The sequence below is a fragment of the Massilia sp. NBRC 108631 genome (genome assembly GCF_059704565.1).
Genome location: NZ_BAAKJE010000190.1, coordinates 27,791 through 52,414 on the forward strand (window position 1 = coordinate 27,791; position 24,624 = coordinate 52,414).

21 protein-coding genes and 1 riboswitch are annotated in these 24,624 nt (G+C 68.8%); of the genes, 14 read left to right on the forward strand and 7 right to left on the reverse strand.

Going from position 1 to position 24,624, the window contains the following annotated elements:
* Window positions 1–13: 13 nt before the first annotated feature.
* A complete protein-coding gene (locus AC6H42_RS20980; protein WP_497548865.1) occupies window positions 14–337 on the reverse strand; it encodes a hypothetical protein in 324 nt (107 codons plus the stop codon).
* Between the two features lie 201 nt (window positions 338–538).
* Between AC6H42_RS20980 and AC6H42_RS20985 the strand changes: the two genes are divergently transcribed.
* From AC6H42_RS20985 to AC6H42_RS21010, 6 genes are read left to right on the forward strand one after another with little or no spacing between them, the layout of a single operon-like run.
* A complete protein-coding gene (locus AC6H42_RS20985) occupies window positions 539–781 on the forward strand; it encodes a DUF4148 domain-containing protein (RefSeq protein WP_057158880.1) in 243 nt (80 codons plus the stop codon).
* A gap of 19 nt (window positions 782–800) precedes the next feature.
* The gene (locus tag AC6H42_RS20990) at window positions 801–2,252 is read left to right on the forward strand and encodes an efflux transporter outer membrane subunit (RefSeq protein ID WP_497548866.1); all 1,452 of its coding nucleotides are present in this window, start codon (window positions 801–803) and stop codon (window positions 2,250–2,252) included.
* A 48-nt stretch (window positions 2,253–2,300) separates the two neighbouring features.
* On the forward strand, window positions 2,301–2,798 hold the full coding sequence (locus AC6H42_RS20995; protein ID WP_057158882.1) for a MarR family winged helix-turn-helix transcriptional regulator: 498 nt from the start codon (window positions 2,301–2,303) through the stop codon (window positions 2,796–2,798).
* A gap of 14 nt (window positions 2,799–2,812) precedes the next feature.
* A complete protein-coding gene (locus AC6H42_RS21000; protein WP_497548867.1) occupies window positions 2,813–5,053 on the forward strand; it encodes an FUSC family protein in 2,241 nt (746 codons plus the stop codon).
* Window positions 5,043–5,243, forward strand: a complete 201-nt coding sequence (locus AC6H42_RS21005) for a DUF1656 domain-containing protein (protein WP_057158884.1) — start codon at window positions 5,043–5,045, stop codon at window positions 5,241–5,243. The genes AC6H42_RS21000 and AC6H42_RS21005 overlap by 11 nt, the downstream gene beginning before the upstream one ends.
* Before the next feature lie 14 nt (window positions 5,244–5,257).
* The gene (locus AC6H42_RS21010) at window positions 5,258–6,115 is read left to right on the forward strand and encodes an efflux RND transporter periplasmic adaptor subunit (RefSeq protein ID WP_497548868.1); all 858 of its coding nucleotides are present in this window, start codon (window positions 5,258–5,260) and stop codon (window positions 6,113–6,115) included.
* Between the two features lie 31 nt (window positions 6,116–6,146).
* Here the strand turns inward: AC6H42_RS21010 and AC6H42_RS21015 are convergent, their stop codons facing one another.
* The 3 genes from AC6H42_RS21015 to AC6H42_RS21025 all read right to left on the reverse strand — a co-directional run bounded on the left by AC6H42_RS21015 (window position 6,147) and on the right by AC6H42_RS21025 (window position 9,226).
* A complete protein-coding gene (locus AC6H42_RS21015; RefSeq protein WP_057158886.1) occupies window positions 6,147–6,452 on the reverse strand; it encodes a hypothetical protein in 306 nt (101 codons plus the stop codon).
* 12 nt (window positions 6,453–6,464) lie between these two features.
* Entirely contained in the window at window positions 6,465–7,115 is a 651-nt protein-coding gene (locus AC6H42_RS21020) for a thiol:disulfide interchange protein DsbA/DsbL (RefSeq protein ID WP_057158887.1), read from the reverse strand.
* A 137-nt stretch (window positions 7,116–7,252) separates the two neighbouring features.
* Window positions 7,253–9,226, reverse strand: a complete 1,974-nt coding sequence (locus tag AC6H42_RS21025; protein ID WP_497548869.1) for a TonB-dependent receptor — start codon at window positions 9,224–9,226, stop codon at window positions 7,253–7,255.
* A 64-nt stretch (window positions 9,227–9,290) separates the two neighbouring features.
* Window positions 9,291–9,545, reverse strand: a riboswitch (cobalamin riboswitch).
* 61 nt (window positions 9,546–9,606) lie between these two features.
* On the opposite strand from AC6H42_RS21025, the gene AC6H42_RS21030 reads away from it, so the two are divergent.
* From AC6H42_RS21030 to AC6H42_RS21040, 3 genes are all read left to right on the forward strand, one after another.
* Window positions 9,607–11,814, forward strand: a complete 2,208-nt coding sequence (locus tag AC6H42_RS21030; protein WP_497548870.1) for a M1 family metallopeptidase — start codon at window positions 9,607–9,609, stop codon at window positions 11,812–11,814.
* Window positions 11,811–12,668: a hypothetical protein gene (locus AC6H42_RS21035; protein ID WP_057158890.1), complete on the forward strand. Its 858-nt coding sequence runs from the start codon at window positions 11,811–11,813 to the stop codon at window positions 12,666–12,668. The genes AC6H42_RS21030 and AC6H42_RS21035 overlap by 4 nt, the downstream gene beginning before the upstream one ends.
* A gap of 79 nt (window positions 12,669–12,747) precedes the next feature.
* Entirely contained in the window at window positions 12,748–13,554 is an 807-nt protein-coding gene (locus AC6H42_RS21040; protein ID WP_057158891.1) for a DODA-type extradiol aromatic ring-opening family dioxygenase, read from the forward strand.
* A 101-nt stretch (window positions 13,555–13,655) separates the two neighbouring features.
* On the opposite strand, the gene ylqF is transcribed toward AC6H42_RS21040, so the two are convergent.
* Window positions 13,656–14,606 carry a ribosome biogenesis GTPase YlqF gene (gene ylqF, locus AC6H42_RS21045; RefSeq protein WP_082552262.1) on the reverse strand — a complete coding sequence of 317 codons (951 nt, stop codon included), beginning with the start codon at window positions 14,604–14,606 and terminating at the stop codon, window positions 13,656–13,658.
* A gap of 156 nt (window positions 14,607–14,762) precedes the next feature.
* Between ylqF and AC6H42_RS21050 the strand changes: the two genes are divergently transcribed.
* On the forward strand, window positions 14,763–16,745 hold the full coding sequence (locus tag AC6H42_RS21050; RefSeq protein WP_057158893.1) for an OPT family oligopeptide transporter: 1,983 nt from the start codon (window positions 14,763–14,765) through the stop codon (window positions 16,743–16,745).
* Window positions 16,746–16,925: 180 nt separating this feature from the next.
* The gene (locus tag AC6H42_RS21055; protein ID WP_497548871.1) at window positions 16,926–19,970 is read left to right on the forward strand and encodes a hybrid sensor histidine kinase/response regulator; all 3,045 of its coding nucleotides are present in this window, start codon (window positions 16,926–16,928) and stop codon (window positions 19,968–19,970) included.
* On the opposite strand, the gene AC6H42_RS21060 is transcribed toward AC6H42_RS21055, so the two are convergent.
* Window positions 19,967–20,362 (reverse strand): glyoxalase/bleomycin resistance/extradiol dioxygenase family protein, encoded by a 396-nt coding sequence (locus AC6H42_RS21060; RefSeq protein ID WP_057159012.1) that lies wholly within the window; start codon window positions 20,360–20,362, stop codon window positions 19,967–19,969. The two genes, AC6H42_RS21055 and AC6H42_RS21060, sit on opposite strands and share 4 nt — an antisense overlap.
* A gap of 33 nt (window positions 20,363–20,395) precedes the next feature.
* Window positions 20,396–21,322 carry a histone deacetylase family protein gene (locus AC6H42_RS21065; protein WP_057158895.1) on the reverse strand — a complete coding sequence of 309 codons (927 nt, stop codon included), beginning with the start codon at window positions 21,320–21,322 and terminating at the stop codon, window positions 20,396–20,398.
* Window positions 21,323–21,381: 59 nt separating this feature from the next.
* Between AC6H42_RS21065 and AC6H42_RS21070 the strand changes: the two genes are divergently transcribed.
* The 3 genes from AC6H42_RS21070 to AC6H42_RS21080 all read left to right on the forward strand — a co-directional run.
* Window positions 21,382–22,302: an AAA family ATPase gene (locus tag AC6H42_RS21070; protein WP_057158896.1), complete on the forward strand. Its 921-nt coding sequence runs from the start codon at window positions 21,382–21,384 to the stop codon at window positions 22,300–22,302.
* Window positions 22,303–22,304: 2 nt separating this feature from the next.
* On the forward strand, window positions 22,305–23,354 hold the full coding sequence (locus AC6H42_RS21075) for a DUF58 domain-containing protein (protein WP_373888211.1): 1,050 nt from the start codon (window positions 22,305–22,307) through the stop codon (window positions 23,352–23,354).
* A partial coding sequence (locus AC6H42_RS21080; RefSeq protein WP_497548872.1) for a TgpA N-terminal domain-containing protein occupies window positions 23,351–24,624 on the forward strand: 1,274 nt, incomplete at its 3' end. The genes AC6H42_RS21075 and AC6H42_RS21080, both read left to right, overlap by 4 nt.

The window sequence follows — 24,624 nt, forward strand, 5'->3', positions numbered from 1 at the left end:
CCGGGACTACCGCTCAGCGCCGGTCCCCGGCGCTGCTGTCCTCGTCGCCTTCCAGGTCCACCAGCGGGACCGTTTCAACGTGGTCGACATCGATATCGCTGCCGTCCTGCTCCACCGATTCGCGCCCCACTTCGGCGCGCTCGCCGGTGCCGCGCGAATCGGTGTCGCTGTCCAGGTCCGCGTCGCCCAGCTCCCGCGCCGCGGTGCCGCCCTTCACATCGCTGCCGGAGTCCGAACTGTCGCTCGGTCCCAGCGCGCCCGTGCCGTGGCCGCGTCCCAAGGTGCGGTCTGGTGCGGTGGGGAAATTATCGGGATCCAGTGTACTGCTGCCTGCCATGATTGCCTCCATAAGCCAGAATGCGTATGCATCGACTGTAGCAAAGCGGCAGCGCAAACGGCGCGCATCACGGCATGGCGCGCGCCGCCCTGCCGGCCAGCCGGTTGCGCGACCGACCAGTGCAAGGCCTTGTGGTTTTCACTTATTTCACAAATGTACTATTCAGTGATATACTTGTTTCACTTCATCAGGAGAACCATCATGACCACCCTCATCAAGACCGCCATCGCCACGCTCGCCCTTGCCGCCGCAACCGCCGCCTCGGCCCAAGCCACCGCGCCGGCCTCGCCCCCCGCAGCGGACACCAGGCAGTCCCAGCCCAGCACCGGCCGCACCCGCGCCGAAGTCATCGCCGAAGTGATCGAGGCCCGCAAGAACGGCACCCTGATCGAAACCGAGGCCGACATGGACGTCGCCCAGACCCGCAAGCACATCGCCAAGTAAGCCCGCATCGACCGTGCCGATGAGCTTGCTGCGTCCCCTCGCCCTGCTGGCCCCCGCCCTGCTGCTGGCCGCCTGCGCCGGCATGGACAAGGTCGCGCCGCCGCAGGCGCGCAAGCTGGACCCGGTGCAGCTGAACGCAGGCGCCGCCATCGGAGAAGCCGCCGCGGCAGGCCGGGCCGCGCAGCAAGCGTGGCCGCGGCAGGCCTGGTGGCAGGCGCTGAACGATCCGCAGCTGGACCGCCTGCTGGCGCGCGCACTGGAGGGCAATCCCAGCCTGAAGGCCAGCCTGGCACGCGTGCGCCAGGCGCAGGCGCTGGCCGGCGCGGCCGAAGCGGCCGGCCTGCCCCGCGTGGACGGCAGCGCCGTGATCGACCGCGAACGCTATTCCGCGCACAGCACGGTGCCGGCGCCGCTGGCCGGCAATTACGCCACCAAGGCCACGGTGAACATCACCGCGTCCTACGACCTGGACCTGTGGGGCCGCAACCGTGACGCGCTGGCCGCCGCGCTGCACGAGGCGCAGATGGCCGCCGCCGAATCGCAGATGGTGCGGCTGGCGCTGCAAACGGCCATCGTGCACAGCTATATCCAGCTGGCCAGCGCCTGGGCCATGCAGGACGCGGTGGCGGCCAGCCTGGAACAGCGCCGGCAGATCCTGGAGCTGACCAAGCGCCGCCGCAATGCCGGCCTGGCCAGCGACATCGACGTGGCCACTATAGAAACAACGCTGCCGGCCGGACGGCGCGAGCGGGAACAGGCGGCCGAAGCGGTCGCCCTGCTGCGCAACCAGCTGGCGGCCCTGATCGGCCAGGGACCGGGCGATGGCGACACCATCGCCCGGCCAGTGCTGACCCTGGACAGCGGTGCTCGCGGCGCGTTGCTGCCCAGCGCCCTGCCGGCTGAACTGGTGGCGCGCCGGCCCGACCTGGCGGCCCAGCGCTGGCGCGTGGAAGCGGCCGCCAAACGCATCGGCGTGGCGCGCGCCGACTTCTACCCCAACATCAACCTGGTGGCGTTCGCCGGCTTCCAGGCGCTGGGCTTCAGCCGCCTGCTGAGCGCCCAGTCGGCCACGCGCGGCGTGGCGCCCGCCATCGGCCTGCCCATCTTCGAAGGCGGCCGCCTGCGCGCCCAGCTGGGCAGCAGCAACGCGCTGTACGACATGGCCGTGGAACAATACAACGCCACGCTGGTGCAGGCCTTGGCCGAGGTGGCCAACGCGGTCACCCAGGCGCGCTCGGCTGACCAGCAGCGCCAGCTGGCCGAACAGGCGCTGGCCTCGGCCGGCAAAGCGCACGCGCTGGCCGACCGCGCCTTCCGGGCCGGCATGACCGATGCGCTCAGCGTATTGCAGGCGCGCCTGACACTGCTGGCCGAACAGCAGCAGATGGTGCAGGTGCAAAGCAAGCGTCTTGATAGCTACGCGGCGCTGATGGCCGCGCTGGGGGGAGGAATTAAACAGGATTTGCCCTGATACAACGATAGTACAATCAAGGCTTTCGTACAGGGAGAGGAGAGCGCAATGAGCAGTTTCGACGCGACCAACAAGCGCCTTAAAAACATCCACGCGCGCATACCGGAATTTCCGGAAGAGATGATGCGCCTGATGCGGCTGACGTACCACGTGCAGAAGCGCATGAAGGACTTGTCCAACGCGGCGCTGCGCAAGTACGACCTGGTGGACGCCAGCTACATGGTGCTGGCCGTGCTGTACGGCTCGGACGATGAAACGTCGACCGCGTCCACGCTGGGCGAGGCTTGCATGGAAAAGCCGGCCAACCTCACGCGCGTGTGCAACGACCTCGAAGCGCAAGGCCTGATCACGCGCGGCAACCGGCCCGGCGACCGCCGCTGCGTCATGATTTCGCTCACCGACAGCGGCCGCAAGCTGATCGAACAAGTCATGCCCGAAGTCTGGGCCCGCACCACCCGCGCCTACGACGGCTACAGCGCGGAAGACCGCAAGCTTTTGGAGCAGCTGTTCAAGCGACAGCTGGAAAACTTAGAGAACGTCAGTTGACCTGACCTGAAAACATGACCCTGGACCCGGCCCCCTGCAAAATCAAACACAATCTGGCGCGGCTGACCGGGGACTGGGCCGCCACCGAGGGCGAACGCTGGCTGTTCGTCGCCAAGACCCTGCTGGCCGCCTTCACCGCGCTGTGGCTGGCCTTCCGCCTCGGCCTCGATTCTCCCACCACGGCGATGACCACCACCTTCATCCTGGCCCTGCCCAGCAGCGGCATGGTGCTGGAGAAAGCCTTCTACCGCCTGCTCGGCACCGTGGTCGGCTGCGCCAGCGCGCTGCTGCTGGTGGCCGTGTGCCCGCAGCAGGCGCCGCTGCTGTTCCTCGGCCTGGCGCTGTGGATCGCGGCCTGCACCTGCGGCGCGGCCATGTACCGCAACCAGCAATCCTACAGCTTCGTGCTGGCCGGCTATACCGCCGCCATGATCGCCATCCCCGCGCTGGATCACCCGGCGGGCGCCTTCGCGCTGGCCGTCACGCGCGTGGTGGAGGTGAGCCTGGGGGTGATCTGCGCCACCGTCGTGCACGACGCGCTGCTGCCGCGCCACCAGAGCGCGCAAGTGATGCGCACCGTGCAGGCGCGCTACCTGCGCTTCCTCGGCTTCTGCCGCGACGTGCTGGAGCACAAGGCGCCGCCGGCCGAAACCGAGCTGGCGCACTTGCGCTTCGCCGCCGACATCGCCGCGCTTGAATCCGGCCGCGCCGCCGCCTTCTTTGAAGCCGCGCACGCGCGCGCCCACACCCGCCAGCTGCACGATTTCAACAACGCCTTCATGGCCGCGCTCACCACCTTTTATACCCTGCACCGCCTGACCCACCGCCTGCGCCAGGATGCGGCCTCGCCCGTGCCGGCGCTGATTGAACCGCTGCTGGCGCGGCTGGCTGCCGCCCTGGCGCGCGGAGACGCCCTGCAAGGCGCCGCACTGGACGACATGCAGAGCGCGCTGGCCGCCGCGATCGCCGCTGCCCGGGCCGAGGCCGCGGACGCAGGCGGCCCGGCGCAGCGCGATGCGCCCGCGCCCGGCTCCGCGCCCGGGTCCAGCAACGGGGCGCCAGCACCGCCGCACCGGATCGACTTTGAAACGGCCATCGAGCTGCTGGAACGCTTTGCGCGCCAGTTCGGCCAGTTCGCCGCCGTCTACCACGGCCTGGCCCGGCGCAAGCGCAGCCAGGCCAGCGAGCCCCAGGCCTACATGCCCAAGACGCCGCCCGCCATCGTGCTGGCCAGCGGCTTTCGCGCGGCAACCGCGCTGCTGGCCGTGGCCGGCGTCTGGTACTGGATGGCATGGCCCTACGCCATCAATGCGGTGCTGATGACGGCCATCTTCTGCGCACTGGCATCCTCGTCGCCGCGCCCCACCGCCATGATCAAGCAGGTGATGACCGGCTTCCTGATCGCCTGGCCGCTGTCCTTCCTGACCGAGTTCCTGCTCGTCATGCCGGGCGGCGGCTACCCGATGCTGGTGCTGGCCGCGGCGCCGCTGTTCGCGGCGGGCGCCTACCTGATCACCGATCCCAAGCGCGCCGGCATCGGCATCGGCGTCACCTTGTTCAGCGCGCAGGTGATCGCCCCGCTGAACCTGGCGCACTACGACGTGGCCGCCTTCCTCAACACCACGCTGGCCATGCCGCTGGGCGTGGCGCTGGCCTGGGCCATCTTCGCCGTGGTGCTGCCCGAGCACACCATGGGCCACAAGGACCATGTGGCCGCCGCGCTGTGGCGCGAAGCGCTGGCCACTTGCACCGCACCGCTGCGCGCCATGCCGCCGCTGCGATGGCGCGCCGGCGCGCCGCGCCTGGCTGCGATCCGCCACCGCTTCGACAGCCGCGTGCGCGACCTGCTCAGCCAGTTGAACGCCGCCTCCGGGCCGGCGCCTGGACAGGGCGCGCGCGAAGTGGTGCGCCAAGGCCTGACCTTGCTGGAACTGGGGCATTCGGTGCTGGAGCTGCGCGCACTGGTCGGCGAAGCCGGCCGCAGCCAGGCCCGCAGCGCACTGCAGGACTGCGTGTCGGCACTGGCGGCCTACTTCAAGGCGCCGTCGCAGGAACGCTGCGCCACCGCCGTCGGCGCCGTGCTGCGCGCCGGCACAGCCGTGCGCACCGCGCTGCCGGATGCCGCGCCCGGCCGGAGCGCCCGCCTGCGCACCGCACTGACCGATCTGCACGCGATCTACACCTGCCTGCTGGACCAGCTGCAGCAACCCAGCGCTGGCGCCAGCCACAGCCCCGGAGCCCGCCATGCCGCGTGAAATCGCCGTCTTCGGCATCCTGATTCCCACCCTGCTGCCGCTGTTCCTGGCCAGCCTGCTGCTGCAAGGCGCGCTTGACTGGGTGCTGGGTCACGCCGGCCTGTACCGTCGCGCGTGGCACCCGGCGCTGGTGCGCCTGTGCCTGCTTGTTTGCATCTTCAGCGCGCTGACGCTGGGCCTCTATTCCTGACTACACCATTGACCATGACCGCCAAGATCCTCCGCTTTCTCATTACCGCCCTGCTGCTGTGCAGCGCCCTGTGGCTGGGCAAATCCGCCTGGGACCGCTACATGGAATCGGCCTGGACGCGCGACGGCCGCATCAAGGCCGACGTGGTCAACATCGGCGCCGATGTGGCCGGCACCGTGACCGAGGTGCTGGTGAAGGACAACCAGCAGGTGCGGCAAGGCGAGGTGCTGTTCGTGATCGACCAGGCGCGCTACAGCGCCGCGCTGGCGCAGGCCAACGCAGCGCTGGCCGGCCAGCAGGTCGAGCGCGGCCGCCGCAACAGGGAAGCACAGCGCCGCGCCGCGCTGGACGACGGCGTGATCTCCGCAGAAAGCCGCGAGAGCGCCGGATTCGCCGCCGACAGCGCCGGCGCCCAGCTGCGCGCCGTGCAGGCCGCACGCGCGCTGGCGCAGCTGAACCTGGAACGCACCGTGGTGCGGGCGCCGGTGTCCGGCTATGTGACCAACCTGAACGTGCACGCCGGCGACTTCGCCGCCGTGGGCGCGGCCAAGCTGGCCATCATCGACAGCGCGTCCTATTACGCGGTGGGCTATTTCGAGGAAACCAAGCTGCCGCTGCTGAAAGCCGGCGCGCCGGTGGAGCTGAGCCTGATGGGCGGCGGCGCCATCCTGCGCGGGCATATCGACAGCATCGCGCGCGGCATCACCGACCGCGACGCCGGCACCGGCCGCGAACTGCTGGCCGACGTCAATCCGACGTTCAACTGGGTGCGCCTGGCGCAGCGCGTGCCGGTGCGCATCAAGCTCGACGGGGTTCCCAAGGACCTGACGCTGGTGGCCGGCACCACCTGCACCGTCAGCATCCACGGCTGACGAAAAAAAACCCGCCGCGGCGGGTTGGCCTTTACGGCGAGGTGTGCGTGAGCGCGTAGCCCACGTGCTCCCACCAGTGGTCGCGCGTGCGCACCGTTTTCATGCACTGCATGTCGGTCTCGCCCTTGAACATGCGGTCTTCGCACTTCTTGCCCGCGTAGGCGTTGCGCTGGTTCTCGGCGTTGGCCAGCGCTATCATCAGCCATACCGAAAAGGCGATAACGACCAGCAGCAAGCTCCATGCTACGTGGTTGACATGGCTGCGCCAGAACAGCTTGTTCTCGTCCGGCGCGGACTCGCGGTATATCGCCATCACTTCTTTTTCGGTATCGCTCATGGTGCTTTCAACTTACTTCTTGGCGGCCTTGGCCACCAGGTAATCCATCACTTGCAGCGTCGCCTGCTGGGACGCCATCTCCGACATGCCCGGACGGCCGGCCTGCGAAGGCGACGTGACGAAGCGGCCATCGATCACGATGGTCGGCGCGCTGTCGACCTTGTACGAGGCCACCACCTGGGCTGCACGCTTCATTTTAGTCTGCACGGCGAAGGAATTAAAGTATTCCAGGTATTTCGCCTTGTCGATACCGTTCTTGACCAGGAAATCGGTCATCGCATCGTCCTTGTTCAGGCGGTTGCGGTCGACGTGGATGGCGCGGAAGATCTTGCTGTGCATTTCTTCCAGCTTGCCCATCGCTTCCAGGGTCAGGTAGGCGTGCGCCTGCGCGTCGTTCGGGCCGCCGGCCGGGAAGTGCACGCGGCGGAACGCAATCTTGTCGCCCTGCTTCTTCACCCAGTCGGCCATCATCGGCTCGATGGCGTTGCAGTGCGGACAGGAATACATGAAGAATTCGATCACTTCCACTTTCTTGCCGGTGTCGGTGCGCACAGGCGAAGCCAGCGTCGTGAAGTCCACGCCTTCCTTCGGTTCGGCGGCGGAAGCGCCGGCAGCGGTGAACGACAGGGCGGCGGCAGCAATGATCAGACGCAGAAATCGCATAGAGGTCCTTCTAGAGTAAGAGTGGCAAACGCCGCGAGATTACCATTTTTTTGGGCCCGCCATCAGGCCGGATAACAAAAATCCCCGGCCAGCGGGGATTTTAAGCTTCATTTAATGAAGCCTGGGCCAGGCGCGCCTCAGAATTCGTAGCGCGCCGACAGCTTCAGCTGGCGGCCGTCCGAGGTGTAGATGCCGCCCTTGCACTGGAACGCCATGCCGTAGTAGTTCTTGTCTGTCAGGTTCAGGCCCGACAGCGCCACTTCCCAGGCACCGAACTTGCGCGCATAGCGGGCGTCCAGCGTGGTGTAGGACGGGATGCGCGCGGCGCAGCTATTGTCGAAATCGGAACCGAAACGCTGGCTGTCCACCCACTGCGCGCCGATGTCGGCGGTCTGGCCGTCGGCCGGGGTCCACGACAGGCGCGCGCTCAGCACGTTCTTCGGCACCAGCACCATTTCACGGCCGGCGACGGCGCCTTCGGTGAAGGTGGCTTTCACGCGCTGGTAGTGGCCGCTCAGGGTCCAGTCGCGCGCCAGCTCGACGCTCGCGTCCAGCTCGAAGCCCTGGCGCTTGGTCGGCGCCAGGTTGGTGTTGGCGCCGGAGCCGAACGCGCCCGCGGTCGGATCGTAGAAGATCTCGTTGCGCAGCTCGTGCCGGAACACGCGCGCCGACAGCTTGCTGCCGCCGTCGGTGTAGGCGGTGCCCAGTTCCAGGTCGTGCGACGTCTGCGGCTGCAGCACGCTGTCCGGCAGCGGGGTGTAGCCGTTTTCATCGGCGTTGGCGACGCGGTAGCTGTGGCCGATCTTGGCGTGCAGCGTGGCCTTCGGCGACAGCGCGTAGCTGCCCTGCACATCCCAGGCGTTCAGGCCCTGGATCACGTCGTAATTGGCCACCGACCACGGCGACGGATCGGTGTTGGCCTTGTCGAACAATTCGCGGCGCACGCCGGCGGCCAGGCGGAAGGCGTCCCACTTGACTTCATCGCGCAGGTACAGCGCCTTCGACTTCTGCGTCGCCCTGGACGGGCTGGCGCCCTTCGCGTCGCGGGTCCAGTCGATGAAGTCCACGCCCGCCACCGCCTCGTTCAGCACGCCGCCGAACTGGCTCAGCTTGCGCACGCGCGGCGAGAACTGGGTCTGCTTGCTTTCGTAGTCGACCTGGTAGGTCGAGGTGGGGAAAACATAAGTCGCTTCGAGCTCCTTGCGGCGGTGCGACAGCTCGGCGGCCAGGTCGTAGCCGGCCACCTTGGCTTCAATGAAGGCGGTGAAGCGGTCGCTGTCGAGCGAGCCGAAGTCATCCGGCGTGCTGGCCTGGCGCGGATTGGCGCCGAACTGGGCCTGGCTCAGCGAGCCGGCGAAGCGCGAGTCCTGGCGCGTGCTCGACAGGCGCACGCCGGCGCGGCCGTCGGTGGAGGCCAGCTGCGCCCCGGCATTCAGGCTGCGCGCTTTGAAGGCGTTGTTGTCGCGGTAGTTGTCGGTGTCGAGCGCGCCGCCGGACAGGTCGAAGGCCCAGTTGCCCACGCCGTGCGTGAGCGCCGCGCGGCCCTCGCGCAGGCCGAACTGGCCCACTTCGCCGAACACGCTGCCACGGCTGCCCGCCGTGCGTTCGCCGGGACGCTTGGTGACGATCTGGATCACGCCGCCGGTGGCGCCGTCGCCGAACAGCACGCTGCTGCCGCCGCGCGTGATCTCGATGCGTTCGACCGAGTCGACCGGGATGGTGGACAGGATGGCCGAGCTCAGCTCGTTCTCGGACAGGCGCACGCCGTCCAGCATCACCACCATGTTCTGGCTGCTGTTGGTGCCGAAGCCGCGCAGGTCCAGCGCAAAATCGGGGCTGCCGTCCAGGCTCTGGTGGCCCAGCACCCCGCCGACCTTGCGGATGGCCTGGTTGACGTCGCTGGCGCCGGAGCGGCGGATCTCGGCCGCGCTGATGACGGTGGCGCCGATGGGCAGCAGCGAGGGGTCGCTGTCGAAACGGGCGCCGGTGACCACCACCGGGGCCAGCGCCTCGGCCGCGGCCTGGGCCCATGCGGCGGAAGGAGCGGAGAAGCACAGGGCGACGGCAAGCGCCAGCGGTGCCGGCGAACGGCGGGAATTCGAGTTGTTCATTGTGTCTTTACGCGTAGTGAGCATCCGCCTGCGTCCCCGCAAGCTGGATTCAACGGAAGCTGTCGCGCTTCCACCTGGATTGGCCGGTATCCGGGCTGGCAAGACGGGACGGGATCACCTTCCGGCGCAGACGCTGCTGCACAGTGGTTGTCGATCCAGCCTGCCGCGCGAACCGGAAATCCGGGCGCGGCGCTTGCGTACCGTTGCGGGGGCAGCACACCTTGGCCGCCGCGCTGCCGATGAGCGCTGGCTGCCTTGTGTTTCCCGTTTAACTGCATCCATGGACATGGACGCGGGCACCAAAACGCCGCCATTATACTCCTGCGCACAAAGTTGATAACGTTGGTAATTTATTACTGGCTTGGTTTATAGTGGCGGGCATGAACGCACACCCCTACCGCAAGCTCGCCGCCGTCATATGCACGGCAGCCGCAGCAGCCGCGCTGGCAGCGCTGGCCCTGGCGCAAGTCCAGGTCATCGCCATCCCCGAGCCCTACACCGACACCGGCATTCCCTTCGCCCCGGCGCAGGCCGGCGCGGTGACGGTGCCCAGCGCACCGGACGCCTGGGGCGGCCCGCGCACGGGCGGCGAGGCCACGCTGTCGGACCGCGTGGTGGACTACCGGATCGAAGCCACGCTGGACCCGGTCAGGCACACGGTGGACGGCAAGCAGCAGCTCACCTGGCGCAACCGCAGCGCGCAGCCGGTGCGCACGGTCTACCTGCACCTCTACCTGAACGCCTTCGAGCACGCCGGCACCACCTTCTTCACCGAGCACCGCGCCATGGGCGGCGGCATGTTCAGCACCGATCCCAAGGACGGCGACTGGGGCCATATCGACCTGCGCAGCGTGACGCAGGGCGGGGCCAGGGTGGAGCAGTCCTTCGTGCAGCCGGACGACGGCCCCGCCAGCGACCGCACCGTGGTGCGCCTGGACCTGCCGCAGCCGGTGGAAGCGGGAGCCAGCACCACGCTCGCCATCGACTTCCACAGCCAGCTGCCACGGCTGCTGGCCCGCAGCGGCTACTTCGGCAGCTTCCACCTGGTGGCGCAGTGGTTCCCCAAGATCGGCGTGCTGGAGCTGCCGGGCGAACGGGGCGCCACCAGGCCGCGCTGGAACGTGCACGAATACCACGCCGAATCCGAGTTCTACGCCGACTTCGGCAGCTACGACGTGAAACTCACCGTGCCCAAGGAATACACGGTGGGCGCCACCGGCGAGCTGCAGGGCGCGCCGGTGGAGAAGGCCGGCATGCTCACCCACCACTACGTGCAAGGCGACGTGCACGATTTCGCCTGGACCGCCGACAAGCGCTACGCCCCGCCGCTGACCGGCAGCTGGAGCGGCGCCGGCAGCCCGCCCGTCAGCATCAAGGTACTGTACGCGCCGGAGTTCCAGGCCAGCGCCGCACCGTCGCTGAAGGCCGCGCAGGACGCGCTCACCTACTACTCGAAAACGCTGGGTCCCTACCCCTACAAGACACTGACCGTGGTGCTGCCGCCGCACAACGCCGGCGCGGCGGCGGGCATGGAATATCCCACTTTCTACACCGCCGACAGCTACACCAAAGTGGTGCCCAGGTCGCCGGAGGAGTTCGACCTGGACCTGGTCAACATCCACGAGTTCGGCCACGGCTACTTCTACGGCATCATCGCTTCCAACGAATTCGAGGAACCGCTGCTCGATGAAGGCCTGAACGAATACTGGAACATGCGCATGGTGCGCGAGCGCGGGCAGCAGCTGTACCCGGCACCCTGGTGGCTGCGCGCCGTGGGCATCTCGCCCGGCTTCGACGGCTTCCACTATGAACTGGGCGGCGCCGTGCGCGAAAACCCGGCCGACCCGGCCGGCCAGAACGCCTGGTCGCGCCTGCAGGGCATCGGCCCGGTGTACAACCGCGGCGCCCTCCTCTTCCACGACCTGGAAGCGCAGCTGGGCAAGGAGGCGACCGAACAGGCCTTCAAGGAATACTACAAGCGCTGGCGCTTCCGCCACCCCAGCATCGCCGACCTGCGCGAAACGCTGGCCGAGGCGAGCGGGCAGCGCGCGCTGGTGGAGCGCGTGTTCGCGCAGCAGGTCTACCGCACCGGCAAGGTGGACGACCGGGTGCAATCGATCCGCAGCGACGAAGTGCTGCCGCAGCCGGGCAGCAGCATCGTCAACGGCAAGCGCGCGGCGCTGACGCAGGAACAGGTCGACCAGCAGATCGAGGACGCGCGCGCAAAGTGGGAGCAGGCCCATCCGCAGGCCAAGCCCGGCACCGGCCCTTACCCCTTCCGCACCGAGGTTGTCGTGCGCCGGCGCGGCGACGCCGTGCCGCAGACGCTGCTGGTGCGCTTCGCCGACGGCAGCAGCGAAACCGTCAAATGGGACCCGCAGAACGGCGAGCGCTGGCAGCGCTTCGTGTGGCAGAAGCCGGCCAAGGCCGTGTCGGCCGAACTCGATCCCGAGCGCCGGCATCTGCTCGACATCAACAAGCTCGACGACAGCCGCACGCTGAAGGCCGACGGCGCCGCCGCGCGCCGCTGGACCTTCGACCTGGCCGCGCTGGCGCAAGCCTTCCTGACCCTGATCGCGACAATATGAAACTGATCACAAACTGCCTGCGCGCCGCGCGCGCCGCGCTGCAATGGCGCCTGCTGGCGCTGTGGACCATCGCCCTGCTGCTGCCCACGCTGGCGCTGGCGCTGCCGTTCTGGAGCCACTTCAGCGCTTCTTTCGACCACTCGGTGCACGCGGCCGCGCTGGCGCAGCGGCTCGACCTGTCCAACATCGCCGACCTGATGAGCGACCCGGGGCGCAATCCGCTGGCCATGAAGCTGGGCGCCGGCTGCGCGCTGCTGCTCACGCTGCTGCTCTCGCCGCTGCTCACCGGCGCCGTCGCCACCGCCGCGCGCTTCGGCGGTACGCCCGCCATGCGCGACTTGTTCGCCGGCGCCGTCGCCGAATACCCGCGCATGTGCCGCATGCTGCTGTGGGCCGTGGCGCCGCTGGGCGCCGCGCTCGGCCTGGGCGGCGCCTTGCAGCACCTGGCCGGCAGCGGCGCCGACAGCGCCATCACGCCGGACGAGGGCCAGGTGCTGCGCATCGCGGCCGACGCCATCGCCGCGCTGCTGTTCGCGCTGGCGCTGGCCACGCTGGACGTGGGCCGCGCAGTGCTGGCGGCCGACCGGCGCCGCCGCTCGGCCGTTATCGGCTGGTGGCATGGCTTGCGCCTGCTGGCGCGCCGGCCGGGCGCGATGCTGGGCAGCTATTTGGCCATCAGCCTGGCCGGCCTGGCGGCGGTGGCCGCGCTGGGCCTGGCACGCATCCACCTGCCGCACGTCGGCACCGCCGGTTTCCTGTGGGCTCTGCTGCTGACGCAGGCGATCGCCATGCTGCTGGCCTGGATGCGCGCCGCGCGCCTATTCGCGCTGATTGGTATCATTAACAAATCCTGAATGATCCATCCATGAAATCACGATTGATGAACATGGCGGCGAGGCCTATAGTCCGTGCATTGCAACCCAGGAGCGCTCCATGTCCAGCACTGCACTGCCCACCTATTTCCTGTCCCACGGCGGCGGCCCCTGGCCGTGGATGCTCGACCAGTACGGCGGCCGCTACGACGCGCTGAAAGCCTCGCTGGAAGACATCCCGCGCCAGCTCGGCGGCGTGCGTCCCAAGGCCGTGCTGGTGGTGACGGCGCACTGGGAAGCGCGCGAGCCGCTGATCTCTGCCAGTCCCAGGCCGCCGATGATCTACGACTACGGCGGCTTCCCCGCCTACACCTACGAAATCCAGTACAGCGCCCCCGGCTCGCCGGAGGTGGCCGCGCGCGTGCAGCAGTTGCTGAACGGCGCCGGCATCGCCGCCCAGCTCGACCCGCAGCGCGGCTTCGACCACGGCACCTTCTCGGCCATGCAGCCGATCTACCCGGCGGCGGACGTGCCGATCGTGCAGCTGTCGCTGAAACAGGGGCTGGACCCGGCCGAGCACATCGCCATCGGCCGCGCGCTGGCGCCGCTGCGCAAAGAGAGCGTGCTGATCGTGGGCAGCGGGCTGAGCTACCACAACCTGCGCCAGTTCGGCGCGGCGGGCGCGGCGGCCTCGCACCAGTTCGACGCCTGGCTGCGCGAATCGATGGCGCTGCCGCCGGCCGAGCGCGAAGCGCGGCTGCTGGCGTGGGCAAGCGCCCCGGCCGCCCGCGCCGCCCACCCGCGCGAAGAGCACCTGCTGCCGCTGATGGTCGCCCACGGCGCCGCCGGCGGCGAGCCCGCCAGCAACGTCTACCACGAAGACGCCTTCATGGGCAGCCTCGCCGTCTCCAGCTTCCGCTTTGCCTAAACGCAAATTGGGGTCAGGGTTAATTAATTTTGCAACAATTGCCAAATTAATTAACCCTGACCCCATTTTGGTGTACAGCAACTGAGTCAACACTGCGCCGCTCAGGTGCCGCGCTTGCCTTTCATGCGCTCGGCTTCCTTGGCGGCGGCCTTGGCGGCGGCGAGTTCGGCTTTGACGCGCTGCTCTTCGGCGAACACGGCCAGCGCGGCTTCGCGGGTGGCGGGCGTTTCGAGCGAGATGCGGCCCAGCGCGCCGGTGCGGTAGTCCTGCAGGAAGATGTGGGCGGCTTTTTCGTAGTCGTAGTCGCCGCCTTTCTGGCGGTAGCCGCGCTTGGCGGCGATGCCTTCGACCACCGCGATGGCGTCCATCTCTTCGACGTTCTTGTAGCCGTAGCGCGCCTCCAGCAGCCCGGGGTAGCGGCGCAGCATCTCGCCGGCCAGGTATTCGGCCACTTCTTCTTCGATCAGCGCGTTCGAGCCGATGGCGTGGCTGGCGGCCAGCATCAGGCCGTCGCTGGGCATGGCGATCTTGGGCCACAGCATGCCGGGCGTGTCGACCAGCACCGTGTTCTTGTCCAGGTAGAGCTTCTGCTGCACCTTGGTCACCGCCGGTTCGTCGCCCACCTTGGCCACGCGCTTTTTCAGCAGCGCGTTCATCAAGGTCGATTTGCCGACGTTGGGAATCCCCATGATCATGATGCGCAGCGGCTTGGTCGGCACGCCGCGGTGCGGCGCCAGCGATTTGGCGATGTCGGGAATGCGCGCCACGTCGCCCGGCTTCTTGGTCGTCATGGCGTAGGCGGTCACCCCCTCCTGGCGGTCGTAGTACTCCACCCAGGCGGCCGTGGCGGCGGGATCGGCCAGGTCGATCTTGTTGAGGATCTTCAGGCAGGGACGCTGGCGGAACAGGCGCAGCTCTTCCACCATGGGGTTGCAGCTGGCCTCGGGCAGGCGCGCGTCGACCACCTCGATCACCAGATCGGTGTTCTCCATCTGCTCGGCCGCCTTCTTTTTGGCGGCGTTCATGTGCCCCGGATACCATTGAATTGCCATGCTGTTGCCTTCTGCGCCTAAGGTGTAATCCGCTATTTTACCTGTTCCCCCGCCCGCGCCATCCGATTGGTTCCCGTTTACGTCAAGGTCGGCTATCATGGGGCACAAATTCTTATCCATTTTATAAACATTACTATATACATGGAGTCGTGAAACATGACTAAAGCTTCCCCGTCCACGCCCGGCGAAATCACAGCACGCGGCGTGATCCTGGGTATCCTGATTACGCTGGTGTTTACGGCGGCGCAGGTCTACCTTGGCCTCAAGGTGGGCCTGACTTTTGCCACGTCGATCCCGGCGGCCGTGATTTCGATGGCGCTTTTGAGCGCTTTCAAGAACGCCACCATCCAGGAAAACAACATCGTGCAAACCATCGCGTCGGCCGCCGGCACGCTGGCGTCGGTGATTTTCGTGCTGCCAGGCTTGCTGATGATAGGCTGGTGGGCCAACGTGCCGTTCTGGCCGACCTTCGGCGCCTGCGCCATCGGCGGCGTGCTGGGCGTGATGTACACGGTGCCGCTGCGGCGCGCGCTGGTGACCACCTCCGACCTGCCCTACCCTGAAGGCGTGGCCGCCGCCGAGGTGCTGAAAGTGGGCACCTCGTCGCGCGCCGGCGCGCTGGAAGGCAAAGCCGGCCTGATGGCCGTAATCCTGGGCAGCGTGGCCTCCGCGCTGTACGCCGCCGGCGCCGCCATGAAGATGCTGGCCGGCGAAATGGCGGTGTATTTCCGCGCCGGCAGCGGCGCCACCGGCCTCGGCGCAGCCAGTTCGCTGGCCCTGATCGGGGCCGGCCACCTGATGGGCATCACGGTCGGCATCGCGATGCTGGCCGGCCTGGTGATCGCCTGGGGCGTGCTGGTGCCTATCCTGACCGCAGCCCAGCCCATGGCCGACCTGTCGGCCGCCGACTGGGCGCTGAAGGTGTGGAAAACCGACGTGCGCATGATAGGCGCGGGCGCCATCGGCGCGGCCGCCATCGTGACCCTGGCCGGCCTGGCCAAGCCGGTCATCGGCGGCCTGAAGTCGGCCATGGAAGCGTCGCGCAAGGCCAAGGCGAATGGCGGCGTGCTGCCGCGCACCGAGCAGGACCTGCCGATCTTCGTGGTCGGCCTGGTGACCCTGCTCGCCATGGTGCCGGCAGGCTGGCTGCTGGCCACCTTCCTGCAAGGCGGCGTGCTGCAAAGCGTGGCGCCGGCGCTGATTGCCGTGGGCGTGGGCTACATCCTGGTGGCCGGCATCTTCGCCGCCGCCGTGTGCGGCTACATGGCCGGCCTGATCGGCTCTTCGAACTCGCCGGTATCCGGCATCGCCATCCTCACCGTGCTGGGCGCGGCCCTGTCGGTGGGCGCGGTGGGCAAACACATCATGGGTCCTGAAGTGGCGCACGCGCTGATCGCCTACGCGCTGTTCGTCACCACCGTGGTGCTGGCGGTGGCCGTGATCGGTAACGACAACCTGCAGGACCTGAAGACCGGCCAGCTGGTCGACGCCACGCCGTGGAAGCAGCAGGTCGCCCTGCTGATCGGCGTGTTCGCCGGCTCCTGCGTGGTGCCGCCGGTGCTGGAACTGCTGAATCGCGCCAACGGCTTTGCCGGCGCGCCTAACCTGCAGGCGATTTCCTCGCAACCGCTGGCCGCGCCGCAGGCGACGCTGATTTCCACCCTGGCCAAGGGCGTCATCGGCGGCAACCTGCCGTGGCACCTGATCGGCTGGGGCGCGGCCCTGGGCCTGGGCCTGGTGGTGGTCAATTTCCTGGTCAAGAAAGCCAGCAACAACAAGTACAGCCTGCCGCCGCTGGGCGTGGGCCTGGCGATCTACCTGCCTAGCGTGGTAACCGCGCCGGTGGTGGTGGGTGCGGTGGTCGGCTACCTGTTCGAACGTGCCGTGCACCACCAGACCTGGGGCGAAGTGGCCAAGCGCCTGGGCGTGCTGGTGATGTCCGGCTTCATCGTCGGCGAGAGCCTGTTCAACGTGGCGCTGGCCGGCCTGATCGTGCTGTCCGGCGAAGGCGAGCCGCTGGCCATCGCCAACTCGCTGGGCGAGCATGCCGCCATGCTGGTGTCGCTGGTGGTGGGTGCGGCCGTGGTCACGGGCTTGTACCGCTGGTCCAGCAGCAACGCCAAGCGCGTCGCCGCGTAAGCGCTGCCCCGGGCTGGACGCCCTTCTGCAACCGGCCGCCCTGTCTCCGACACGGCGGCCGGTTCGCTTGTGGCGCGGCTGCAAATCGGCCGGCATGCGCGGCATGCTGCGCCATGTTGCAATATACAGCCGCGCGCGGCGGTGTTAAGGTAGCAATGAACAGCTCCCGCCCGAACCTTCATGAAATCAGAAACCCTGCGAAAATTGCGCAAGCTGTTCGCTGTGCTGGTGGCGGCAGTGGCGGCGGCATTCCTGATCGTGACCGGCTTTGTGCTGCATACGCTGCACGAGAGCCGCCAGCGCTACTTCGCCAACGCGGAAGAAACGTCGCGCAACCTGGCCATCACGCTGGAGCACTTCCTGCGCGGCCATTTCTACGAAGTGGACCTGGCCATGCGGCGCGCCGCGCTGGAATTCCGCACCGCGCACGCGCAGGGCCGCTTCGACGACGCCGCCTTCAGCGCCTATCTGCGCTCGCTCAAGGAACGCATCCCCCACGCGCGCTCGGTGCGCGGTTCGGACCGCGACGGCCGCGTCATCTACGGCGAGGATATCGACTTGTCCAAGGTTCAGAACCTGGGCATCCGCGAGTTCTTCGAGCGTGTCAAAGCTGGACGCGAACTGGTGTTCGGCGTGCCGGTCAAGTCGCGCATCACGGGCGACTTCGTGCTGCCGCTGGTGTATCCGCTGACCTACGAGGACGGCAGCTTCGGCGGCACCGCCTATGTGAACATGACCACCGATACCGTCACGGCGGTGCTCAAGTCCCTCAACGTGGGACCGAACGGGGTGATCACGCTGATCGACCGGGAGCGCCGCCTGCTGCACCGCTACCCGGAAGTGGCGGACCTGCCGCTCGGCACGCAGGCGGCCATGTCGCCGCCCACCCTGGCGGTGCTGTCGAGCCAGCGCAAGCATGCCACCTACACCACCCTGAGCGCGCGCGACGGCCTGCAGCGCGTGGTCAGCATCGAGCGCATCGGCGAGTACCCGGTGTTCGTGCTGGTGGGCCTGTCCAGCGACGATTTCCTGGCCCCGTGGCGCAGGGAGGCGCTCAACGACGCCCTGTTCCTGGCGGTGCTGCTGATCATGGCCAGCACCTCCCTGCTCGGCGCGCACTACGCGCTGGGCCAATTGGGCCGCACGGTGGACAAGCTGAGCGAGGCCAAGGACCAGGCGCTGGAGGCCGGCCGCGCGAAGTCGGCCTTCGTGGCCAATATGAGCCATGAGATCCGCACGCCGATGAACGCGGTGCTGGGCATGCTGCAACTGCTGCAGCAAACGCAGCTGGACGGCCGCCAGCGCGACTACGCGGCCAAGGCCGAATCGGCGGCGCGCGCGCTGCTTGGCCTGCTCAACGACATCCTCGACTACTCCAAGGTGGAGGCGGGCAAGCTGGCGCTGGAGCCGCATCCGTTCAGCCTGGACCGGATGCTGCGCGACCTGTCGGTAATCCTGTCCGCTTACGTGGGCGGCAAGCCGGTGGAGGTGCTGTTCGAGGTCGATCCGGCGCTGCCGCCATGGCTGCTGGGCGATTCGCTGCGGCTGCAGCAGATCCTGCTGAACCTGACCGGCAACGCCATCAAGTTCACCGAACAGGGCGAGGTGGTGCTGTCGGTGCGGCGCAAGGGAAGCGCGGTCGCCTTCGCCATCCGCGACACCGGCATCGGCATCACGCCCGAGCAGCGCGCGCATATTTTCGACGGCTTCTCGCAGGGCGAAGCGTCCACTGCGCGCCGCTACGGCGGCACCGGGCTGGGGCTGGCCATCTCGCAGCGCCTGGCGCGCATGATGGGCGGCACGCTGGAAGTGGACAGCGCGCCGGGCCAGGGCAGCACCTTCCGCTTTGAAGTGCAGCTGGCGCAAGCGGCGCCGCCCGCGCCGCAGGCAGCCGGCGCGGCGCCGCTGCGCGACCTGGACTGCCTGGTGGTGGACGACAACCCGAGCGCGCGCCAGGTCCTGGCGCGCATGGCGGCATCCTTCGGCTGGCGGGTGGACACGGCGGAGAACGGACTGGAGGCGCTGCGGCTGGTGATGGGACGCAGCGCCAGCCGGCCCTACGATGTGCTGCTGGTGGACTGGCGCATGCCGCTGATGGATGGCTGGGAAACCAGCATGCAAATCCGCGAACTGATGCCTTCGGCCGGCACGCCGCTGATCATCATGGTGACCGCGCACGACCGCGAGATGCTGGCGCGCAAACAGCTGCAGCAGGGCGGCGCGCCGGTGCTGGACGGCGTGCTGGTGAAGCCGGTCACGGCGTCGATGCTGTTCGACGCCGTGGCCGACGCGCGCACCGGCCAGCGTCCGGCCGCGCTGCACGAGCCGGTGCAGGCACAGCGCCTGCTGGACGGCATGCATATCCTGCTGGTGGAGGACAATCCGACCAACCAGCAGGTGGCGCGCGAACTGCTGGGCCATGAGGGCGCGCTGGTGGAAGTGGCGCCCTGCGGGCTGGACGCGATGGGCGCGGTGCGCCGCGAAGGACCGCTGCCGGACGTGATCCTGATGGATATCCAGATGCCGGACATGGACGGCTACCAGGCCACGCGCGCCATCCTGGACCTGCTGGGCAGCCGCGCGCCGCCCATCATCGCCATGACGGCCAACGCCATGCAGTCGGACCGCGAACTGGCGCTGGCGGCCGGCATGGTGGACCACGTGGGCAAGCCGTTCGATTTGCGCCAGCTGATCGCCGTGATCCTGCTGCATGCCGTGCCGCGCGCTGCCGCGGCAGCGGCAGCGCCAGCCATGGCGCCCACGCCGGCAGCAGCGCCCGCGACCGCCGTGGCCGCCGCCGCCGCGCCCATCGCCGCCGCCACCGCTGCGCCCGCGCCGCCTCCCGCGCCTCGCTCCGCTCCGCCCGCCGTCCGCGCCACCCAGCTGGATAGCGCCGGCGCGCTGAAACGCATGGGCGGACTGAAGCAGGTCTACCACATTGCGCTGCGCAGCTTTGGCGCCGAGGCGCACGAGCTGGCCGGGCAAATGCGTGCCGCCATCGACACGCAGGACTTCACGTCCGCGCGCGCGGCGTTGCACATCCTGAAGGGATTGGCCGGCACCATAGGCGCCGACCAGCTGAGCCAGCTGGCCGCGCTGGCCGAGCAGACCATCCGGCAGGACCGGGGCGCGCAAGCCTGCGGCAATGGCGTCGCCATCGTGCTCGCGGCGCTGCCGGCGGTGGTGGAGGAAGTGGAGCTGCTGCTGCCGGAGTATGCCGGCTAGACCGCCTGCGCCTGGCGCGCGTAGCTCACCGTCAGCATTTCCCACTGGTGGCCGTCCGGCTCGTTCCAGTAGACCATGCGGCCGCCGTAGTCGGTGTTGATGCGGCCGTCGTTCGGCCCGCGCACGCTGCCGCGAAACGGGATGCCCCGCCCTTTCAGGCGCGCCAGGATGGCGTCGAACGCGCCCTGGTCCACGCGGAAGCAGTAGTGGTGCACCGGGAAGGCTTCCTCGGTGGTCTGGAAATCCAGCGTCAGGCCGTCGTTGATGAACACCGGCGAGAACGGTCCGAGCGCGGTCGGGGACCACGGCACGTCCAGCAGTTCCGCCAGCAACTGCGCGGCCGCCGCCTGGTCGCGGGTCGGTACGATGAAATGGTCCAGCTGTATCGCCATGCTGCCTCCCATGGTTGGACTGACAGGTCCGGTTTACAGTTCCGCCAGCGCCTTCACATGCGCCACCACGCTGCGGCCCAGCGCGGACAGGTTGTAGCCGCCCTCCAGGCAGCTGACGATGCGGCCCTTGGCGTATTCATCGGCCACCGCCATCACCTGCTGTGTCATCCAGGCGTAGTCCGCCTCCACCAGTCCCATGCCGCCAATGTCGTCCTCGCGGTGCGCGTCGAAACCGGCCGAGATGAAGATCATCTCCGGCTTGAAGGCGTGCAGCGCCGGCAGCCACTTGTCGATCACCAGCTGGCGCACCGTGTCGCCCTTGGAGTGCGCCGGCACCGGCACGTTGACCCGGTTCGGGCTGTCCGGCGCCACTTCGCTGTAGGGATAGAAGGGATGCTGGTAGAAGCTCACCATCAGCGCGCGCGGCTCGTCGCGCAGCGCCTCCTCGGTGCCGTTGCCGTGGTGGACGTCGAAGTCGACCACCGCCACCCGCCGCAACCCGTGCACATCGAGCGCGTGCTTGGCCGCGATGGCGATGTTGTTGAACAGGCAGAAGCCCATCGGCTCGCTCGGCCGCGCATGGTGGCCGGGCGGGCGGATGGCGCAGAAGGCGTTGGCGATCTCGCCGGCGATCACCGCGTCGGTGGCCGCCACGGCCGCGCCGGCCGCGCGCAGGGCCGCTTTCCAGCTGTGCGCGTTGAGCGAGGTGTCGCCGTCGATCGGGTAATAGTCGCCCGCCGCCGGCACATTGTCGCGCACGATGCCGATGGCGTTGCGGCTGTGGTTGCGCTCGATGGCCGCCAGCTCCGCCAGCGGCGCCTCGCGGTGCTCCAGCAGATCGTCGATGTGCGAATTGATGAGCTGGTCCGCAATCGCTTGCAGCCGGGCGGGCGATTCCGGGTGCCATTCGCCCATTTCGTGGCGCTGGCAGTCGGGGTGACTGTAAATTGCTGTACTCATGTCTTATTTCTTTGCCGTAGAATCAAGTAGTAATCTACCACGGGATAATAACAGGAACCATGTATACCAAACTGCACGCGGTAGCCCGCCAGGTGAGCCAGGTCATAGTCGGCAAGGACCCGCAGCTGCGCCTGGCGCTCACCTGCATGCTGGCCGGCGGCCATTTGCTGGTGGAGGACGTACCGGGCGTGGGCAAGACCACGCTGGCCCACGCGCTGGCCATCTCGCTCGGCCTGCACTTCAACCGCATCCAGTTTACCAGCGACCTGCTGCCGGCCGACGTGTCCGGCATTTCCATCTACGAGCGGGAAAAGAACGGTTTCGTGTTCCATCCCGGCCCCATCTTCACGCAAGTGCTGCTGGCCGACGAGATCAACCGCGCCACGCCCAAGACCCAGTCCGGCTTGCTGGAGGCGATGGAGGAACGCCAGGTGTCGGCCGACGGCGTGACGCGCCCGCTGCCCGAGCCGTTCTTCGTGATCGCCACCCAGAACCCGCTGCACCAGGTGGGCACCTTCCCGCTGCCGGAATCGCAGCTGGACCGCTTCCTGATGTGCCTGTCGCTGGGCTACCCGGACGCCGCCGCCGAACGCGCGCTGCTGCTGGGCGACGACCGGCGCGCCATGCTCAAATCGCTGCCGCCGGCCATGACGTCGGCCGAGCTGCTGGAGGCCCAGCGCAGCCTGCGCCGCATCCACGTGTCGCCGGCGCTGGCGACCTATGTGCAGGCGCTGGCCCAGGCTTCGCGCCAGAACGGCGCGTTCGCCGAAGGCCTGAGCCCGCGCGCGGCGCTGGCGCTGCTGCAGGCCGCGCGCGCCTGGGCCGCGCTGGAGGGCCGCGACCATGTGCTGCCGGAGGACGTGCAGGCGGTGCTGGTGCCGGTTTGCGCGCACCGCTTGCGGCCGCTGAAGGCCGCGCACGGCGTGGCACTGGCCAGCCGCGACCTGGTGCTGCAGCTGCAGGCATCGGTGCCGGTCTAGGCATGGCCAGCAAGCCCGGCTCCATGGGAGACGCCGGCGCGGCCAGCGGCGATGACGGCCGCAGCCGTCCGCCCGCAGCGCTGCGCCGCTGGCTCAACAGCTGGCTGTTCCAGCTGCGCGGGCGCGAGCCCGGCGAGGTGCTGCTGGTGATGCGGCGCGTGTTCATCCTGCCGACACGGCCCGGCATGGCCTTCTGCGGCCTGCTGCTGATCATGCTGATCGGCTCCGTCAACTACACGCTGGGCCTGGGCTTCGCGCTGACCTTTTTCACCGGCGCCTGCGCCGTGGCCGACATGGTGATGACGGCCCGCAACCTGGCCATGCTGCGCCTGGCCCCGGGCCGCGCCCAGCCGGTGTTTTCCGGGCAGGAGGCGCAGTTCGAGCTGCTGGTGCGCAACGGCACGCCGCGCGACCGTTACGCCGTCTGGCTCGGCTTCCAGCACGACGGCGAGCCGCGCCACGCGGTGGACGTGCCGTCCGGCGCCAGCACGGCGCTGGCGCTGGCCGCCCCCACCGAAGGACGCGGCTGGCTGGCCGCCCCGCGCGTGCGGCTGGTGACGCGCTTTCCGCTCGGCCTGTTCCGCGCCTGGGCCTACTGGGAGCCGGATCTGCGGGTGCTGGTGTACCCGGCGCCGGAGCACAATGCGCCGCCGCTGCCGGTGCGCGGCGCCGCCAGCGAGGACGGCCACGGCCAGGTCGGGCTGGACAATTTCGCCGGCATCCGCAGCTACCAGCCCGGCGATCCGATGCGCCAGCTGGCCTGGCGCCACATCGCGCGCCACGACCCGGCGCTGGGCGGCCAGCTCAGCACCAAGCATTTCGAGGGCGGCGCGGTGGCCGAGATGGTGCTCGACTTCGCCCAGCTGCCGCTGACCATGGATCTGGAACAGAAACTGTCGCGCATGGCGCGCTGGGTACTGGACGCCGAGCAGCTGGCCCTGCCCTACGGTTTCCGCCTCGGCCACCACGACCTGCCGCCGGGCCTGGGCGACGCGCACCGCGCCGCCTGCCTGCGCGCGCTGGCCCTGTACGGCCAGGAGGCGTACGGGTGAAGCCCGCGCCCGCAGCGGCCGGCCCGCTGGCGCGCTGGGCGCAGCGGCTCACGCGCGACAAGGCCGACACCCTGCTGCTGCTGGCCGCCGCGCTGCTGGTGCTGGCGCCGCATGTCGGCCACCTGCCGCCCTGGACCAGCGCGGTGATCTGCTGCGTGCTGCTGTGGCGCGGCGCCATCACGCTGCTGGGCCGCCGCATGCCGCCGCTGTGGCTGCTGCTGCCGGTGTCGCTGCTGGCCATGGGCGGCGTCTACCTGACCTTCCGCACCCTGCTGGGCCGCGACGCCGGGGTGGCCATGCTGGCCCTGCTGCTGGCCTTCAAGCTGCTGGAGATGCATGCCCGGCGCGACCTGTTCGTGGTCATCTTCCTCAGCTTCTTCCTGCTGCTGACCAATTTCTTCTATTCCCAGTCCATCCTCACCGGGCTGTCCATGGTCGCCACGGTGATCCTGCTGCTGGCCACGCTGATGACCTTCCAGTACACCGGCGCCGTGCCGCCGCTGCGCCGCCGGCTGCTGGCGGCAGCGCAGCTCTTCCTGGCCGCCGCCCCGCTGGCCGTGCTGCTGTTCTTCGCCTTCCCGCGCATCCAGGGCCCGCTGTGGGGCCTGCCGGGCGACGCCCGCAGCGCGCGCAGCGGCATCTCGGACACCATGTCGCCCGGCAGCATGACCAGCCTGGCGCTGTCGGACGAGGTGGCCTACCGGGTGCGCTTCTTCGGCCCGCTGCCGCCGCAACACCAGCTGTACTGGCGCGGCATTGTGCTGAGCAACTACGACGGCGCCACCTGGACCCGCACCGACCGCCCCCGTTTCCGGGCCGGCGAAGCCAACACCCGCGCCTCGGTCGGCGGCAGCGCGCTGCGCCATGAAGTGACCATGGAGCCGACCGGCAAGCGCTGGCTGTTCGCGCTGGAGCTGACCAATCCCAACGAGCCCATGCCGGGCCTGCGCACCAGCCTGAGCGACGAGTTCGAATTCATCAGCCGCGAGCCGGTGCAGCAGCGCCTGCGCTACCAGGCCAGCGCCTACCTCAGCTACCGCCTGCAGCCCAGCCTGGACCAGGCGCAGCTGGCGCGCGCGCTGCGCCTGCCGGACCGCTACAACCCGCGCAGCGTGGCGCTGGCGGCCACCTTGCGCCAAGCGGACGGCCCGGCCGCGTCGGCCCAGGCGGTGCTGCGCATGTTCCGCACCCAGCAGTTCAGCTACACGCTGGAGCCGCCGCTGCTGGGCCGGCATGCGGTGGACGATTTCCTGTTCGGCAGCAAGGCCGG